Here is a 14,379-nt window from a genome sequence, read left to right on the forward strand (position 1 = left end):
TGACCGCAAAGAGTCATTGCCCGAGCACTTATTTAAGCGTAATGACTACGCGGCGATTCGGTTCATCGCCTTTACTGAATGTTTTAACCTTGGCATGGTTCTGCAGCTGTGAATGGATAATCTTCCGCTCATGCGGCGACATCGGCTCAAGCACCACTTCTTTGCGCGTGCGCACGACATGTCCCGCCAGGCGGTCCGATAAATCCTCAAGCGTCTTCCGGCGACGCTCACGAAAATCTTCCGCATCAAGCACAATGCGCAGATGGCTGTTGGAATAACGATTGGCCACAATGTTGACCAAGTACTGCAAAGCGTCAAGCGTTTGACCTCGGCGTCCAATTAACATGCCAAGATCACCGCCGCCCGATATCGCGAGCGTTTGCTCATCTTTCGAATCGTTACGAACAATCGCAATGTCAAGTCCCATCGTTCTTGCCACTTCGGTAATGAATCGTTCCGCCTCAAGTAGCGGATCCTTAGGAGCCGCCACTGCAGAAACCATTACCTTCTCTTGCTCAGGTACGAGCACAGGTACGAGTACAAGCTCGACTTTAGCAGCTCTCGCTCCAATTAAGCCGAACAAGCCTTTCGACGGCTTCTCCAGAACGGTCACATTGACGCGATCCGCAGACACTTGCAATTCCGTTAATCCGTTTTGTACAGCATCTTCGATCGTTTTGCCCGATGCTACGATTTTCTTCATTTTGCAGGCACACTCTCCTTGCCCTTAGATGAGTTGCGTACATATAGGAAATAGTTTTGCACAATCGTATATGTGTTACTGAAGATCCAGTACAGCGGAAGCGCCGCCGGGAAGTTCAGTGCCATAACGAAGATCAGCACTGGGAAGATCATCATGATCCCTTGCATAGCTGGCATTGCTTTCTGCTGGGACTGCATCATTTTCGACTGAATAAAGGTCGTAATCGCTGCGATAATCGGGAGCACGTAAGTGTGGTCCTTCTCGCCGAGCTGCAGCCATAGGAACGTATGCTCACGAATGTTCTCATTCATATAGATCGAGTTGTAAAGAGCGATAAAGATCGGCATCTGCACGAGAAGCGGCAAACAACCGGCCAGTGGATTTACTTTATGCTGCTGGAACAGCTTCATTGTTTCTTCTTGCTGTTTCTGCGGGTTATCCTTGTGCTTCTCTTTCAGCTTCGCGAGCTCCGGCTGAAGCGCCTGCATTGCTTTCGAGCTGCGGTACTGTTTAATCGTAAGCGGAAGAATAATCGTTCTAACGATAATAACCATAAGCAGAATGGCAATACCGTACTCGCCTCTAAACCATTTTGCGAACTCTTCAAGAGCAAGCGAGAAATAGTAAACAACGTTACGCTGCCAGAAGTTGCCGTGCTCCAGGGCATCCATTGAAACCGGATGAGTCGTTGAGGAACATCCGCTCAAAAAAAGCATTACGGCAATGAGCGAAGCTGCCGTTAACCATGTTCGTTTCGAAATACGGGACAACATGTAAATCTCCTCTCTGTGCACCAGGGGCATAATCGCCCTTCATTAAAGAAATTACAGCAATTTCATTCACGTAAACTATATCACATTTATTGGCACAAAGAAACAAGCCTCCAGCGCCAAACTAAAACGGTTTCACCGCGCTAACAAGGCGATTTCGTTCCTGCGCGAAGACCATTCAAAGTATGACCGGATTCTACAATAAAGCTTAATTATACGCTCTGCTTCGAACCCTTCAGAAGACCTGCACGTTTCAGCACATGAAGCATGCTCTTCTCAAGCTCTTTCATCTCAAGTCCGACCGCCGGCTTCCGCACAATGACGATCAGATCGAGCTGCCCGTTCATTCGGTCAAGCTGGTGACGGACAATCTCCTTCACTAGCCGCCTCATACGATTCCGAACGACGGCATTGCCAATCTTCTTGCTGGCCGACACGCCAAGACGAATTGGATCCGCCTGCATCTGGCGCGACCAGTAAACAACAAATTGGCTATTGGCGAACGATTTGCCGTTTCTATATATACGGCTGAAATCTTCGCGTTTACGCAATCGCAGCTTTCTTTGCACGGCGCATCTTCACCGAACCTTTATCCCTTATTATTACCGTAAAAATGAAAAAAAGACCACGTGACGTGGTCTTAAGCTTACGCGCTTAGTACTTTTCTTCCCCGTTGACGGCGGGCGCTCAGCACTTTACGTCCATTTGCCGAAGCCATACGCTTACGGAAACCATGAACCTTCTTACGCTTGCTAACGTTCGGTTTAAATGTCGGTCTCATTTCTATGCACCTCCTATACCTAATTAAATCGTACCTGCGTATCCTATTTCTTATCGTTTGCACGATTAGCGATCGTCTGTTTGTTTAAGCGGAAACAGCTGCGCAGTTCCTGAACCTCAAACCACGAGCGTTCCTCGCCAAAAAACGCCTTTTTCAATTAAACCATGCAAGAGCCCAAAAGTCAACCGGAACCGGAAGCGGTAAGAGTCGCCAAAACTTCATTTGAAACTCCTCTGTGGATAAATGTATAAAACCATCAGTGTGGACGGCAAATTAATAACATGTGGATGAATTTATCGGGATTTCGCAGGTTTTGTCGAAATGATAACAAGATATAAACAATATCTAGTGTTGTCGATAACTATTATACACAACCTATAGAATTTGTGGATAAAAACGCTGGAATCGTTGAATATCAAGGGTTATTTTGCTATGATGAATATGTTTTCTGTGTGTATGACTTCAACTTCCCCTCAACATTATTAACAGCCTGTGGATAACAATGTGCACAACATTCATCCCCTTTTGATAATATTTCTGTGCATTCCCTTAATAATGTGGATGAACGAATACAGATTACACGATGTTTCGACATCTGATGCAGTACTGCGCCCTCAGTGGCGAATTGGATAAGGAGTGACAATCTGTGGATAGCCATACGCACGAAATGTGGCACCAGGTGCTGTCCATCATTCAAACGAAGCTCAGCAAGCCAAGTTTCGACACTTGGTTTAAAGCGACTAAGGCTTCGTTTAGTGGTGATTCAACCGTAATTGTGACAGCTCCAACGACTTTTGCGGCCGAATGGCTCGAAAGCCGGTATACAAAGCTTGTGCGGACGACGCTGCAGGAATTTTTGGGGCGCCAATATGACATTAAATTTGTCATTGAAGAGAATAAGCCTCCGGAGCCCGCAGAACACCAGCCGGTCATATTGCCAGCTGTTCAGAACGAACCGAACGAGCCATATACGCATATGCTTAACCCTAAATATATGTTCGATACGTTCGTCATCGGTGTAAATAACCGTTTTGCCCACGCGGCGTCACTGGCCGTAGCCGAAGCGCCTGCCAAAGCTTACAACCCGCTGTTTCTATATGGCGGCGTAGGACTTGGCAAGACGCATCTTATGCATGCGATCGGGCATTATATCTTGGAACATAACCCGAATACACGCGTGCTCTACCTTTCTTCGGAGAAGTTTACGAACGAATTCATTAATGCGATCCGCGACAACAAAGGCGAGAGCTTCCGCAATAAATACCGGAATATCGACGTGCTTCTTATCGATGATATTCAGTTTTTGGCGGGCAAGGAGCAGACGCAGGAGGAATTCTTCCATACGTTCAACGCGCTGCATGAAGAGCGCAAGCAGATCGTTATCTCCAGTGACCGGCCTCCTAAGGAAATTCCGACACTAGAAGAACGACTTCGTTCCCGCTTCGAGTGGGGACTGATGATCGACATCCAGCCTCCGGATCTGGAGACACGGATTGCAATTCTTCGGAAGAAGGCAAGGGCTGAGAATCTTGATATTCCGAACGAAGCCATGGTCTACATCGCGAACCAGATCGACACCAACATCCGTGAGCTCGAAGGCGCATTAATCAGGGTTGTAGCGTATTCCTCGCTTATTAATCAAGACATTACGTCACACCTGGCAGCCGAGGCGCTTAAAGATATTATTCCATCCAGCCGTCCAAAAATGATTACGATGCATGATATCCAGCAAAAAGTCGGAGAGCTGTACGGACTGAAGCTCGAAGAATTCAAAGCGCGGAAACGGACGAAGGCTGTCGCTTACCCAAGGCAAATTGCGATGTACTTGTCACGTGAATTGACGGACTACTCGCTGCCGAAGATCGGTGAAGCGTTCGGCGGAAGAGATCATACAACCGTCATTCACGCTCATGAGAAGATTACGCAACAGCTAAAGGTTGATGGGGAGCTATATAAGATTATTCAGACGCTAAGTGATAAGATTCGCAACCACACCTAAATACGAAGAAGCGATATAACGAGATTCGACCAAAAAGTTATGCACTTTCTTCAACATTTAATCAGCAAGCCTATGCACACGCTATACACATGTGGATAGGCTTGCTTTATCCGTGTTTGATACACTTATCCACATATTCAGTGCCCCTACTACGACTTCTACTAATAACTTTAAAAAAACATCATCAAAATATAGGTGAAACGAGAGTCCTTTCAGAACCCTCTCCTCGCCCGCTTACTTTAGGAGTGAAATTATGAAATTAACGATTCGCAAAGATCAATTGAATGACGCTATTCAACAAGTTTCCAAAGCTACTTCTTCCAGACCGGCAATTCCGATTCTCGGTGGTATCAAAATCGACGTTACTCACCAAGGGGTTACATTAACCGCCAGCGATACCGATATTTCTATCCAAAGCTTTATTCCTGTTGAGAACGGCGAATTCGTTATTGCGAAGGTCGAGAAACCAGGCAGCGTTGTGCTTCCAGCCAAGTTTTTCGTTGAAATTGTAAAGAAGCTGCCGTCGGATGAACTCGAAATCGAAGTAAAAGAGCAGCACCAGACAATGATCCGCTCCGGTTCGACCGATATTCAGATGGTTGGCCTGGATCCAGAAGAATTCCCTATCCTTCCAACAGTCGAGCAAAGCGAAATAATCTCTGTTCCTGGCGATCTATTGAAATCCATGATTCGTCAAACGGTATTTGCCGCTTCGACAAGTGAACAAACACCGATATTGACAGGCGCATTGTGGAATTTGTCTGAAGGACAGCTGAAATTCGTAGCAACTGACCGCCATCGTCTTGCAAGCCGTGCAGCTGGTGTTGAAACACCGGAAGGCTACCGTTTCTCCAATGTGGTTATCTCCGGCAAGACGCTGGGTGAGTTGTCGAAAATCGTTCCGGACGATCATACACATGTGGATATCGTTGTCGCGGACAATCAAGTGCTGTTTAAAATCGGCCACGTGCTGTTCTATTCAAGAATCTTGGACGGGACTTATCCGGACACTTCCAAGATTATTCCGCAGCAGTTCAAAACAGAACTAGTGCTGCATACAAAAAAATTGATGGATGCGATCGACCGCGCGTATTTGATGTCGCGTGAGGAGAAGACGAACATCGTTCGCCTTGTTACGCAAGAGGACGGCACCATTGAAATTTCTTCGAGCTCGACTGAGCTTGGACGCGTAACGGAGCTGCTTGAAGTGAACGAGATGAAGGGCGAACAGCTACGTATCGCTTTTAACTCCAAATATATGCTCGACGCACTGAAAGTTATCGACAGCGAACATCTGTTCATTGGCTTTACAGGAGCAATGAGCCCGATCATTATTAAGCCGACCGATCACCAGCACAGTTTGTATCTCATCTTGCCGTATCGGACAACAGGCTAACGACTAGGAGAAAACCCATGAAGGAAATTGGAGTTTCGACAGAATATATTGCGCTCGGTCAGTTTCTGAAGCTGTCCGAATGCATTGACTCCGGCGGTGCAGCGAAGTTTTTTCTGCAGGAGTACGAAGTGCTCATTAACGGAGAGCCTGACAACCGTCGTGGACGGAAGCTGTATGTAGGCGATAAGGTTGATGTAAAAGGATTTGGCGTCTTTACCGTCGTTAAGCGATAGTAGTGGGCGGCTGAGCAGTAACCGGGAGGCATCAATCAACGTGCGTTTAAATTCTATCCAACTGCAGCATTATCGGAATTACGAGCATATTGAGCTTGCGACCGACAGCCAGGTGAACCTGTTTGTCGGCCGCAACGCGCAAGGCAAGACGAATTTGCTGGAAGCGATCTATGTGCTCGCACTAACGAAGTCCCATCGGACGAGCAAGGATAAGGAGCTCATCGGTTGGCAATCCAACGAAGCACGCATTCGCGGCGCAGTTGACAAACGTTATGGTCCGGTCACTCTGGACTTATCGTTGTCTTCACAGGGGAAGAAAGCGAAGATTAACGGACTTGAGCAGCGCAAGCTAAGCGAGTTTGTGGGCACGCTCAATGTCGTCATGTTTGCTCCTGAAGATCTGGAGATAGTGAAAGGTACACCGGGCATACGCCGACGATTTCTCGATATGGAGATCGGCCAGGTACAGCCCGGTTATTTGCATGCGCTCGGCCAATACAGCAAAGTGCTGCAGCAGCGCAACAATTACTTGAAATCATCGGCCCCTGGCAGCAGTAATCAGGCGATGATGGAAGTGTGGAACATGCAGCTTGCCGAGTATGGTGTTAAAATTGTGAAAAAAAGGCAAAACTTCATACAGAAGCTTCAAAAGTGGGCACAGCAGATCCATTCTGGTATAACAGGGGGTACTGAACAGCTCACAATCGTATACCGGCCCTCGTTCGAGAGCGACCCTGCCGAAGATGAATCTATATTATTTAATCAATTTATGTTAAAGTTAACAGATGTAAAAGATCAGGAACAACGCCGTGGAATGACACTTGTTGGTCCTCATCGAGACGATATGGCCTTTTATATTAACGGCAAAGAGGCATCGGTTTATGGCTCCCAGGGTCAGCAGAGAACGACAGCGCTCTCTTTGAAATTAGCCGAGATTGAACTTATCCATGAAGAGATCGGCGAGTATCCGCTGCTGTTGCTTGACGATGTGCTGTCCGAGCTTGACCAGCACCGGCAGACGCAGCTTATTGAGACATTCCAGAGCAAAGTACAGACGTTTATTACGACAACCGGTCTAGAGAGCGTCAATATTAGCAAGCTCCATGACTCCCGCGTGTATCAAGTGAAGGATGGTCATGTCGAGCAGTAACACCGTTAATGGCGTGAAGACGAAGGGGTGGGAAAACTTATGTACATTCACTTGGGTGGAGAGAAGATTATACGCGCTGCGGAACTCGTAGCTATTTTTGATATTTCGATCGAGCAGTCCTCTAAGTTGTCCAAGCAATTTGTCGCTCAAGCAAGAAAGCGCAAAGACGTAGAAGTTATCGGAGAAGAAGAAGCCAAGTCCATCGTTGTAACAGCGAACAAAGTCTACTATTCCCCCATTTCATCCTCTACGCTGAAGAAGCGCTCGCACCATTTTGCAACCACTTAGGTGGCTTGTTCGAAGCTCATATAGTTTAGTGGCAAGAGTAGTTGAGAGGAGCAGTGAAATCCAGTATGTCGTCGAATCAGCATACGTATGATGAAAGTCAGATACAGGTTCTAGAGGGGCTTGAGGCGGTACGCAAACGCCCCGGGATGTACATCGGTTCCACTAGCAGCAAAGGGCTTCACCATCTCGTGTGGGAAGTCGTTGATAATAGTATTGACGAAGCGCTTGCAGGTTTCTGTACGCGTATTGTAGTGACTATTCATGAAGATAACAGCGTTACCGTCATCGACAACGGACGGGGTATTCCTGTCGGCGAGAACGCGAAGCTGAAGAAGTCGACGCTCGAGGTCGTTATGACCGTCCTGCACGCAGGCGGCAAATTCGGTGGCGAAGGTTATAAAGTATCCGGCGGTCTTCATGGTGTCGGTATTTCCGTCGTTAACGCCTTGTCGGAGCACGTGGAAGTTACCGTTAAACTTAAAGGCAAGGTCCATAGACAAGAGTATCGCCGCGGCGTGCCGCAGTATGATATTCAAGTCATCGGCGATTCGGACGAAACGGGAACAACAGTACGTTTCAAGCCGGACCCGGAGATCTTCACTGAGACGACTGTGTACGAATACGAAATTCTACAATCGCGTATTCGTGAGCTTGCTTTCTTGAACAAAGGGATCGAGATTGAGCTGAGCGATGAGCGTACAGGCGCTAGCAACACGTACAAGTACGAAGGCGGTATTATCGAGTTCGTCAAATACTTGAACCGCAGTCGTGATGCGCTGCACGAAGATCCAATCTACGTTGAAGGCGCGAAGGACAATATCCATGTTGAGGTTGCCCTGCAGTACAACGACAGCTACACTGAGAACATTTATTCGTTCGCGAATAATATAAATACGCATGAGGGCGGTACGCATGAATCCGGCTTTAAGAGCGCGCTCACTCGGATCGTTAACGAATATGCCCGCAAATCGAACTCGATTAAAGAGAGCGACAACAATCTCTCCGGTGACGACGTTCGTGAAGGCTTAACCGCGATTATTTCGGTCAAGATTCCGGAGCCTCAGTTCGAAGGCCAGACGAAGACGAAGCTTGGCAACAGTGAAGTGCGCGGTATCGTCGAATCGTTCTTCGCGGAGAAGTTCCAGGAGTTCCTTGACGAGAATCCATCCGTCTCCAAGAAGATTGTCGAGAAAGGTCTTCAGGCTGCTCGTGCTCGCGAAGCTGCGCGTAAAGCCCGTGAGCTGACGCGCCGTAAGAGTGCGCTAGAAGTAAGTGCCCTTCCAGGTAAGCTGGCGGACTGCTCCTCCAAGGATGCATCCATCAGTGAAATCTACATCGTAGAAGGTGACTCCGCAGGCGGATCGGCGAAACAAGGCCGTGACCGTCATTTCCAAGCGATCTTGCCGCTGCGGGGTAAGATTCTGAACGTAGAGCGTGCACGTCTTGATCGAATTCTGTCGAATACCGAGATCCGTGCGATTATTACCGCTCTTGGTACTAGCATTGCCGATGACTTTGACATTTCGAAAGCGCGTTACCACAAAGTCATCATCATGACGGATGCGGACGTCGACGGCGCACATATTCGCACGCTGCTGCTCACGTTCTTCTTCCGCTACATGCGCAAGATCATCGAGGCTGGCTATATCTACATTGCACAGCCGCCGCTCTTCAAGATCGAGCGCAACAAAGTAGTTCGTTATGCGCAAAGCGAGAAGGAACGCGATGCGATTATCGCAGAATTCGGCGAAGGCGCGAAAGTAAACGTACAGCGTTACAAAGGTCTCGGAGAGATGAACGCTTCCCAGCTATGGGAGACGACGATGGATCCAGAGAGCCGCACCATGCTGCAGGTTAAGATCGAGGATGCCATTGCAGCAGATAATATCTTTGAAACACTTATGGGTGATAATGTCGAACCGCGACGTGAATTCATTCAAGAGTTTGCGAAATTCGTTAAAAACTTGGATATCTAAACAAGCAGCAAGCCGTCCGTTGAACCGGGCGGCTTGTTTTTACTTGGTACGGCGTTTGAATCTTCCATAACCGACACAATTCCGGTATATTCGGCGAAATACCGATTTGTCGCTAAGCTTGCGGAAGATGAACGGATCAGGCAATGTGTTCACTTCCAGAATCCATGGCTGGAAGGACTCGTCGATGGCGAGATCAATTCCGATTTCTTTCAAGCGGGGATAGCTGGTTTGCAGCTGTCGTGCGGTTGCAACCCCTAGCTCGGCGAGCCACGAATTGTAACCGTTAATTTGCGTTTGCAACAGATGTGGGCTCATGAGTTCGTCGATAGACATCGGTGTGCCGCCGCTATGATAGTTCGTCACAATCTTGGCAGGATGGCTGAGCCGGCCAATAATGCCGGTCGTCTCCCATGCCTTCTGCGAATTGTGCTGAACCATGACGCGGACGTCGAAGCGGCGCCCTTCATACCTCAGCAGCTGAATCCCTTGCTGAATCAAGTAACGCCGGCTGCCGATAAGCCTCTGAAGCGAACGGTATAGTGTCTCGAATGAGGAGAACTGCATAATCTTTGTATCGTGCTGATAGGAGTAGGAGCTGTCGGCTTGCTTTTCGACCCGGATCACGCCAAGGCCGAAGGTGCCTTGATCTGGCTTCACATAGACCATTCCGAACTCTTGCAGCAGCTGCTCAAGCGAGGAAGGCCCCCACACTTTTGTAACTGGAATACGGGCTCTCAGCTGTTCGGAATTCATCAGCACTTTCGTTTTGGCCCATTTGCTTTTGACACGTTGAATGGCCAAGCGGGGCTCCGCCTTTCGTCAGTGGAAGTAGAAGCGAATGCTAACAAGCCTTAAGGAGACAGGGTTTGAAAACGATGCTATAATAGGCATAATGCCTATTTTTTGCTTTCATCGCGATAGATGCCAATCCTGATTACATAATCATTGTTACATTATGGCGGATGAGAGCACATGGAGTGGGCGTTTGACCTAACTGGATAAAGTTAAGTTTATGACCGATAAACGTTTAAGGACAGCTCATTTTAGAAAAAACTATATCTATTACGCTGTTATACGATTATCTCTGCCTCTAACGGTGGATGCAGTCGCTGCAGCCGTTTGTTAGACGCTTATTGTTATACGCAATCCCTAGGAGGTTTACGATGGCAGAAGAGAACAATCTGCAAGTGCGAGATCGCGATATCGGTGTCGAGATGCGCGAGTCGTTTATGGACTATGCAATGAGTATCATCGTGAGCCGTGCGCTTCCAGACGTTCGTGACGGACTGAAGCCGGTTCATCGCCGTATTCTGTTTGCAATGTCTGAACTCGGAATGTCTCCGGACAAGCCTTATAAGAAATCTGCGAGAATCGTCGGCGAAGTAATCGGTAAGTACCATCCGCATGGTGACTCTGCCGTATACGAGACGATGGTTCGTATGGCGCAAGACTTTTCACTTCGTTATATGCTGATCGACGGTCACGGCAACTTCGGTTCCATTGACGGCGATATGGCGGCGGCGATGCGTTACACAGAAGCAAGGTTATCGAAGATCGCGATGGAGATGCTTCGCGATATCAATAAAGAGACGATTGATTATGCGCCTAACTATGACGGCGAAGAGCATGAGCCAACTGTTCTGCCGGCTCGTTTTCCTAACTTGCTCGTTAACGGTTTGACGGGAATCGCCGTAGGTATGGCGACGAACATTCCGCCGCATAACTTGACGGAAGTCATTAACGGTGTACAAGCGCTTATCAGTAACCCGGATATTACTCCGATTGAGCTGATGGATTACATCAAGGGTCCAGACTTCCCAACAGCCGGCTTCGTTATGGGCCGCGAGGGTATGCGTCAGGCCTATACGACTGGCCGCGGCTCCGTGACCATGCGTGCACGTGCAACGATCGAGGAGAATGGCGGCAAAGCACGGATTATCGTGCACGAGCTTCCGTACCAAGTCGTCAAAGCACGTCTCGTTGAGAAGATCGCTGAGCTCGTTCGTGAGAAGAAGATTGATGGCATTACCGACCTGCGCGATGAGTCTGACCGCAACGGTATGCGTGTCGTTATTGAGCTTCGCCGCGATGTAACGCCAACCGTCGTGCTCAACAACCTGTATAAGCAAACCCAGATGCAGATGAACTTCGGCTTCAACATGCTGGCTCTCGTTAAAGGCGAGCCGCGCACGCTGAATCTTCGTGACATTCTGTATTACTATCTGGAGCATCAAATCGAAGTCATTCGCCGTCGTACGGAGTTTGACCTGAAGAAAGCGGAAGCTCGCGCCCATATTCTAGAAGGCTTGCGCATCGCGCTTGACCATCTGGATGAGGTCATTGCGTTAATCCGTGCTTCTCAGACGACAGAAGAAGCGCGCGAAGGCTTGATTACTCGCTTCAGCCTGAGCCATGATCAAGCGCAAGCGATTCTCGACATGCGTTTGCAGCGCTTGACAGGTCTCGAACGCGACAAAATCGAAGCCGAGTATGCGGAACTTCTTCGTAAGATTGCCGAATACAAAGCGATCCTCGCTGATGAGCAGCTCGTTCTGCAAATTATTAGCGAAGAGCTCGAAGAAGTGAAAGAGAAGTTTGGCGATGAGCGCCGCACGGAGATTATGGCGAGCGAAGATGAAATATTGGATGAGGATCTCATTCCTCGTGAAGATGTTGTCATCTCGGTAACGCACACCGGCTACGTGAAGCGTCTGCCGGTTACGACTTACCGCAGCCAGAAGCGGGGCGGTAAAGGGGTCATCGGCATGGATACGAAGGACACCGACTTTGTCGAGCATCTATTCGTATCGAATACGCATCACTTCCTGCTCTTCTTTACGAATAAAGGGAAGGTCTACCGCTTGAAAGCTTACGAGATTCCAGAGCTAAGCCGTACAGCGCGTGGAACGCCGATCATTAACCTGCTGCAGATTGAGCAAGGCGAGATCGTCAACGCGGTCATTCCGGTTGAATCGTTCGAGCCGAATCAATTCCTGTTCTTTGCGACGAAGCAAGGTATCGTGAAGAAGACGCCGCTTGATGATTATTCGAACATTCGGAAGGTCGGCCTCATAGCGATCAACCTGCGCGATGACGATGATCTTATTGGCGTGAAGCTGACTGATGGCAACCAGGAGATTATCATGGGTACGAGCCAAGGTATGTCTATCCGATTCCCTGAGCAAGATGTACGGCCAATGGGACGCTCAGCGACAGGGGTTAAAGGTATCAATACCGACGATGACGATCTCGTTATCAGTATGGATGTTGTTGTACCTGAGAATGACGTGCTTATCGTGACAGCGAACGGTTACGGCAAGCGGACGCCTATCAGCGAATACCGGAGCCAGAGCCGTGGCGGTAAAGGTATTAAGACACTCAACGTTACCGAGCGTAACGGAGCAATCGTCAGCCTCAGAGTCGTTCAGAACGATGAGGATCTCATGATCATGACTTCTACGGGGACAATGATCCGTATGAGCATGGATGGCATCTCTTCCATGGGACGTAACACGCAAGGCGTGAGACTGATTAACATTCGTGAGGATGATTCCGTTGCAACAGTAACGCGAGTCGCCCGCAATGAAGAATCGGATCTTAACGACGATGAAGTGGATGGTCAAGAGCCAGAGAATAACTCTACTGACGAAGAATAAGGTATTTTAACGCAGGCAGGGTGGAGGAGAGTATATGGCGACAGTAGCAGTTTCGCAAGTAAAGCTTGGGGACAAGATTGCACAGGACGTTCTCACCCCCCTCGGCAGCGTGCTTTTTCATAAAGGTAAAGTCATCATGCAGCGTGAGCAAGAAATCTTGCATGCGTTTATGGTGGCGCAGGTCACGATAGAATCACCTGGCGAGAAGAAGGATGCCGAGGAATCAGCAGCTGATAAGACGCAAGAGGCTTCGAAGGATGGAGCACCTTCTACCAAATCAGCACTGATGGAGCAGTATGACAACACCGTTGCTCTGCTCAAGAAAGTGTACAACCAGATGGCGAGCGGTGGAGTGGCATTCCCGATTCTAGAAATCCGTAATCAGCTTGAAGCTTTGCTTCAATATAGCCATGAATACAAAATGCTCACTTTCGCAGCGCAAAATGTCCCGACAGAGGATTACATCTATCATAAGAGTGTAATGTCGGCGCTTTGCTGCTACATGATGGCTCAGTGGAATGGGCTGCCTAAGAAAGACTGGGTGCAGTCGGCGCTTGCCGGCTTGCTCCATGATATTGGTAATGCAAAGGTCGATAGCAATATTCTGAGTAAGCCGACCAAGCTGACATCGGCTGAAGTGGAAGAGATGAAACGCCACACCGTTCTTGGCTACCAGTTGCTCAAGAATGTAACAGCAATCAACGAGGGCGTTAAGCTTGCAGCACTTCAGCATCATGAGCGATACGACGGAAGCGGGTATCCGCTTGGAATCGGCTCAGAGAAGATTCATCCCTATGCGAAGTTTGTCGCGATATCGGATATCTTTAATGCGATGACGATGAAGCGGGCATATCGCAGCGCAGCTTCTCCATATCTTGTGCTGGAGCAGCTTCAACAGGACTCCTTTGGCAAGCTGGATGCCGCATATGTTCGAACGTTTATTGAGAGAGCGACGCAGTTCCATAACGGAACGATCGTCCGTCTGAACGATGATAGGGTTGGGGAGATTGTATTCTCCGACCGTAATCACCCGACAAGGCCGTGGGTTTCCATTGGTGGAACGATCGTGAACCTCGCGAACGAGAGGCAGTATTACATCGAAGAGGTACTTTCCAAAGCTAACGCACATTAAATTGAATATGAGGGTTGACCTCACTAAGATGACTGTGTTATATTACTCCTTGCCGCTTTAAAGGGCCGGGTTAATATGACACAGTTTTTTATTTTTAAAATAAAAAAAAGCTTGCAATGATGTAGGCGAATGTGATATATTAATCAAGTCGCCGCTGAGACATACGGCGCACGAAACAAGAATATTTGTTCCTTGAAAACTGAACAATGAGCGACCTGTCAAAAGGTCTTAAAACAAGCTAGTTTTTTGAATGAGCTAACAAGCGAATTCATAAATGATCTTCGGATCACTTTTA

13 protein-coding genes are annotated in these 14,379 nt (G+C 48.4%); 8 read left to right on the forward strand and 5 right to left on the reverse strand.

The window, feature by feature from the left end; translation table 11 throughout:
* Window positions 1-28: 28 nt before the first annotated feature.
* The 4 genes from jag to rpmH form a co-directional block, all read right to left on the reverse strand.
* A complete protein-coding gene (gene jag / locus AC0YNX_RS20835; RefSeq protein ID WP_475817613.1) occupies window positions 29-703 on the reverse strand; it encodes an RNA-binding cell elongation regulator Jag/EloR in 675 nt (224 codons plus the stop codon).
* A complete protein-coding gene (locus AC0YNX_RS20840) occupies window positions 700-1,476 on the reverse strand; it encodes a YidC/Oxa1 family membrane protein insertase (protein WP_475817614.1) in 777 nt (258 codons plus the stop codon). Before AC0YNX_RS20840 ends, jag begins: the two co-directional genes overlap by 4 nt.
* 209 nt (window positions 1,477-1,685) lie before the next feature.
* On the reverse strand, window positions 1,686-2,042 hold the full coding sequence (gene rnpA, locus AC0YNX_RS20845) for a ribonuclease P protein component (RefSeq protein ID WP_475817615.1): 357 nt from the start codon (window positions 2,040-2,042) through the stop codon (window positions 1,686-1,688).
* A 77-nt stretch (window positions 2,043-2,119) separates the two neighbouring features.
* Window positions 2,120-2,254 (reverse strand): 50S ribosomal protein L34, encoded by a 135-nt coding sequence (gene rpmH / locus AC0YNX_RS20850; protein ID WP_475817616.1) that lies wholly within the window; start codon window positions 2,252-2,254, stop codon window positions 2,120-2,122.
* Window positions 2,255-2,900: 646 nt separating this feature from the next.
* Here rpmH and dnaA point away from each other — a divergent pair.
* From dnaA to gyrB, 6 genes are all read left to right on the forward strand, one after another.
* The gene (dnaA, locus tag AC0YNX_RS20855; protein WP_475817617.1) at window positions 2,901-4,253 is read left to right on the forward strand and encodes a chromosomal replication initiator protein DnaA; all 1,353 of its coding nucleotides are present in this window, start codon (window positions 2,901-2,903) and stop codon (window positions 4,251-4,253) included.
* 253 nt (window positions 4,254-4,506) lie between these two features.
* Window positions 4,507-5,649, forward strand: coding sequence for a DNA polymerase III subunit beta (dnaN, locus tag AC0YNX_RS20860; protein WP_475817618.1), 1,143 nt, complete (start codon window positions 4,507-4,509; stop codon window positions 5,647-5,649).
* Between the two features lie 17 nt (window positions 5,650-5,666).
* Window positions 5,667-5,882: a S4 domain-containing protein YaaA gene (gene yaaA / locus AC0YNX_RS20865; RefSeq protein ID WP_475817619.1), complete on the forward strand. Its 216-nt coding sequence runs from the start codon at window positions 5,667-5,669 to the stop codon at window positions 5,880-5,882.
* A 40-nt stretch (window positions 5,883-5,922) separates the two neighbouring features.
* A complete protein-coding gene (gene recF / locus AC0YNX_RS20870) occupies window positions 5,923-7,032 on the forward strand; it encodes a DNA replication/repair protein RecF (RefSeq protein WP_475817620.1) in 1,110 nt (369 codons plus the stop codon).
* A gap of 39 nt (window positions 7,033-7,071) precedes the next feature.
* Window positions 7,072-7,320 carry an extracellular matrix regulator RemB gene (gene remB / locus AC0YNX_RS20875; RefSeq protein WP_126012516.1) on the forward strand — a complete coding sequence of 83 codons (249 nt, stop codon included), beginning with the start codon at window positions 7,072-7,074 and terminating at the stop codon, window positions 7,318-7,320.
* A 65-nt stretch (window positions 7,321-7,385) separates the two neighbouring features.
* Complete coding sequence (gyrB, locus tag AC0YNX_RS20880; RefSeq protein ID WP_475817621.1) at window positions 7,386-9,296, forward strand: DNA topoisomerase (ATP-hydrolyzing) subunit B; 1,911 nt, start codon at window positions 7,386-7,388, stop codon at window positions 9,294-9,296.
* Window positions 9,297-9,335: 39 nt separating this feature from the next.
* On the opposite strand, the gene AC0YNX_RS20885 is transcribed toward gyrB, so the two are convergent.
* A complete protein-coding gene (locus tag AC0YNX_RS20885) occupies window positions 9,336-10,097 on the reverse strand; it encodes a YheC/YheD family protein (protein WP_475817622.1) in 762 nt (253 codons plus the stop codon).
* A gap of 362 nt (window positions 10,098-10,459) precedes the next feature.
* Here AC0YNX_RS20885 and gyrA point away from each other — a divergent pair, with 362 nt between their 5' ends.
* Together gyrA and AC0YNX_RS20895 are read left to right on the forward strand one after the other, a co-directional pair.
* A complete protein-coding gene (gene gyrA / locus AC0YNX_RS20890; RefSeq protein ID WP_475817623.1) occupies window positions 10,460-12,952 on the forward strand; it encodes a DNA gyrase subunit A in 2,493 nt (830 codons plus the stop codon).
* 34 nt (window positions 12,953-12,986) lie between these two features.
* Complete coding sequence (locus tag AC0YNX_RS20895) at window positions 12,987-14,084, forward strand: HD-GYP domain-containing protein (RefSeq protein ID WP_475817624.1); 1,098 nt, start codon at window positions 12,987-12,989, stop codon at window positions 14,082-14,084.
* Window positions 14,085-14,379 lie beyond the last annotated feature (295 nt).

The sequence above is a fragment of the Paenibacillus sp. J31R98 genome (assembly GCF_056269245.1).

Excerpts from the sequence above, each read along its gene's own strand:
- rpmH (WP_475817616.1), bottom strand. The coding sequence starts at position 2,254 with ATGAGACCGACATTTAAACCGAACGTTAGCAAGCGTAAGAAGGTTCAT.
- dnaN (WP_475817618.1), top strand. The coding sequence starts at position 4,507 with ATGAAATTAACGATTCGCAAAGATCAATTGAATGACGCTATTCAACAA.
- gyrA (WP_475817623.1), top strand. The coding sequence starts at position 10,460 with ATGGCAGAAGAGAACAATCTGCAAGTGCGAGATCGCGATATCGGTGTC.
- remB (WP_126012516.1), top strand. The coding sequence starts at position 7,072 with ATGTACATTCACTTGGGTGGAGAGAAGATTATACGCGCTGCGGAACTC.
- gyrB (WP_475817621.1), top strand. The coding sequence starts at position 7,386 with ATGTCGTCGAATCAGCATACGTATGATGAAAGTCAGATACAGGTTCTA.
- jag (WP_475817613.1), bottom strand. The coding sequence starts at position 703 with ATGAAGAAAATCGTAGCATCGGGCAAAACGATCGAAGATGCTGTACAA.
- AC0YNX_RS20895 (WP_475817624.1), top strand. The coding sequence starts at position 12,987 with ATGGCGACAGTAGCAGTTTCGCAAGTAAAGCTTGGGGACAAGATTGCA.
- yaaA (WP_475817619.1), top strand. The coding sequence starts at position 5,667 with ATGAAGGAAATTGGAGTTTCGACAGAATATATTGCGCTCGGTCAGTTT.
- AC0YNX_RS20840 (WP_475817614.1), bottom strand. The coding sequence starts at position 1,476 with ATGTTGTCCCGTATTTCGAAACGAACATGGTTAACGGCAGCTTCGCTC.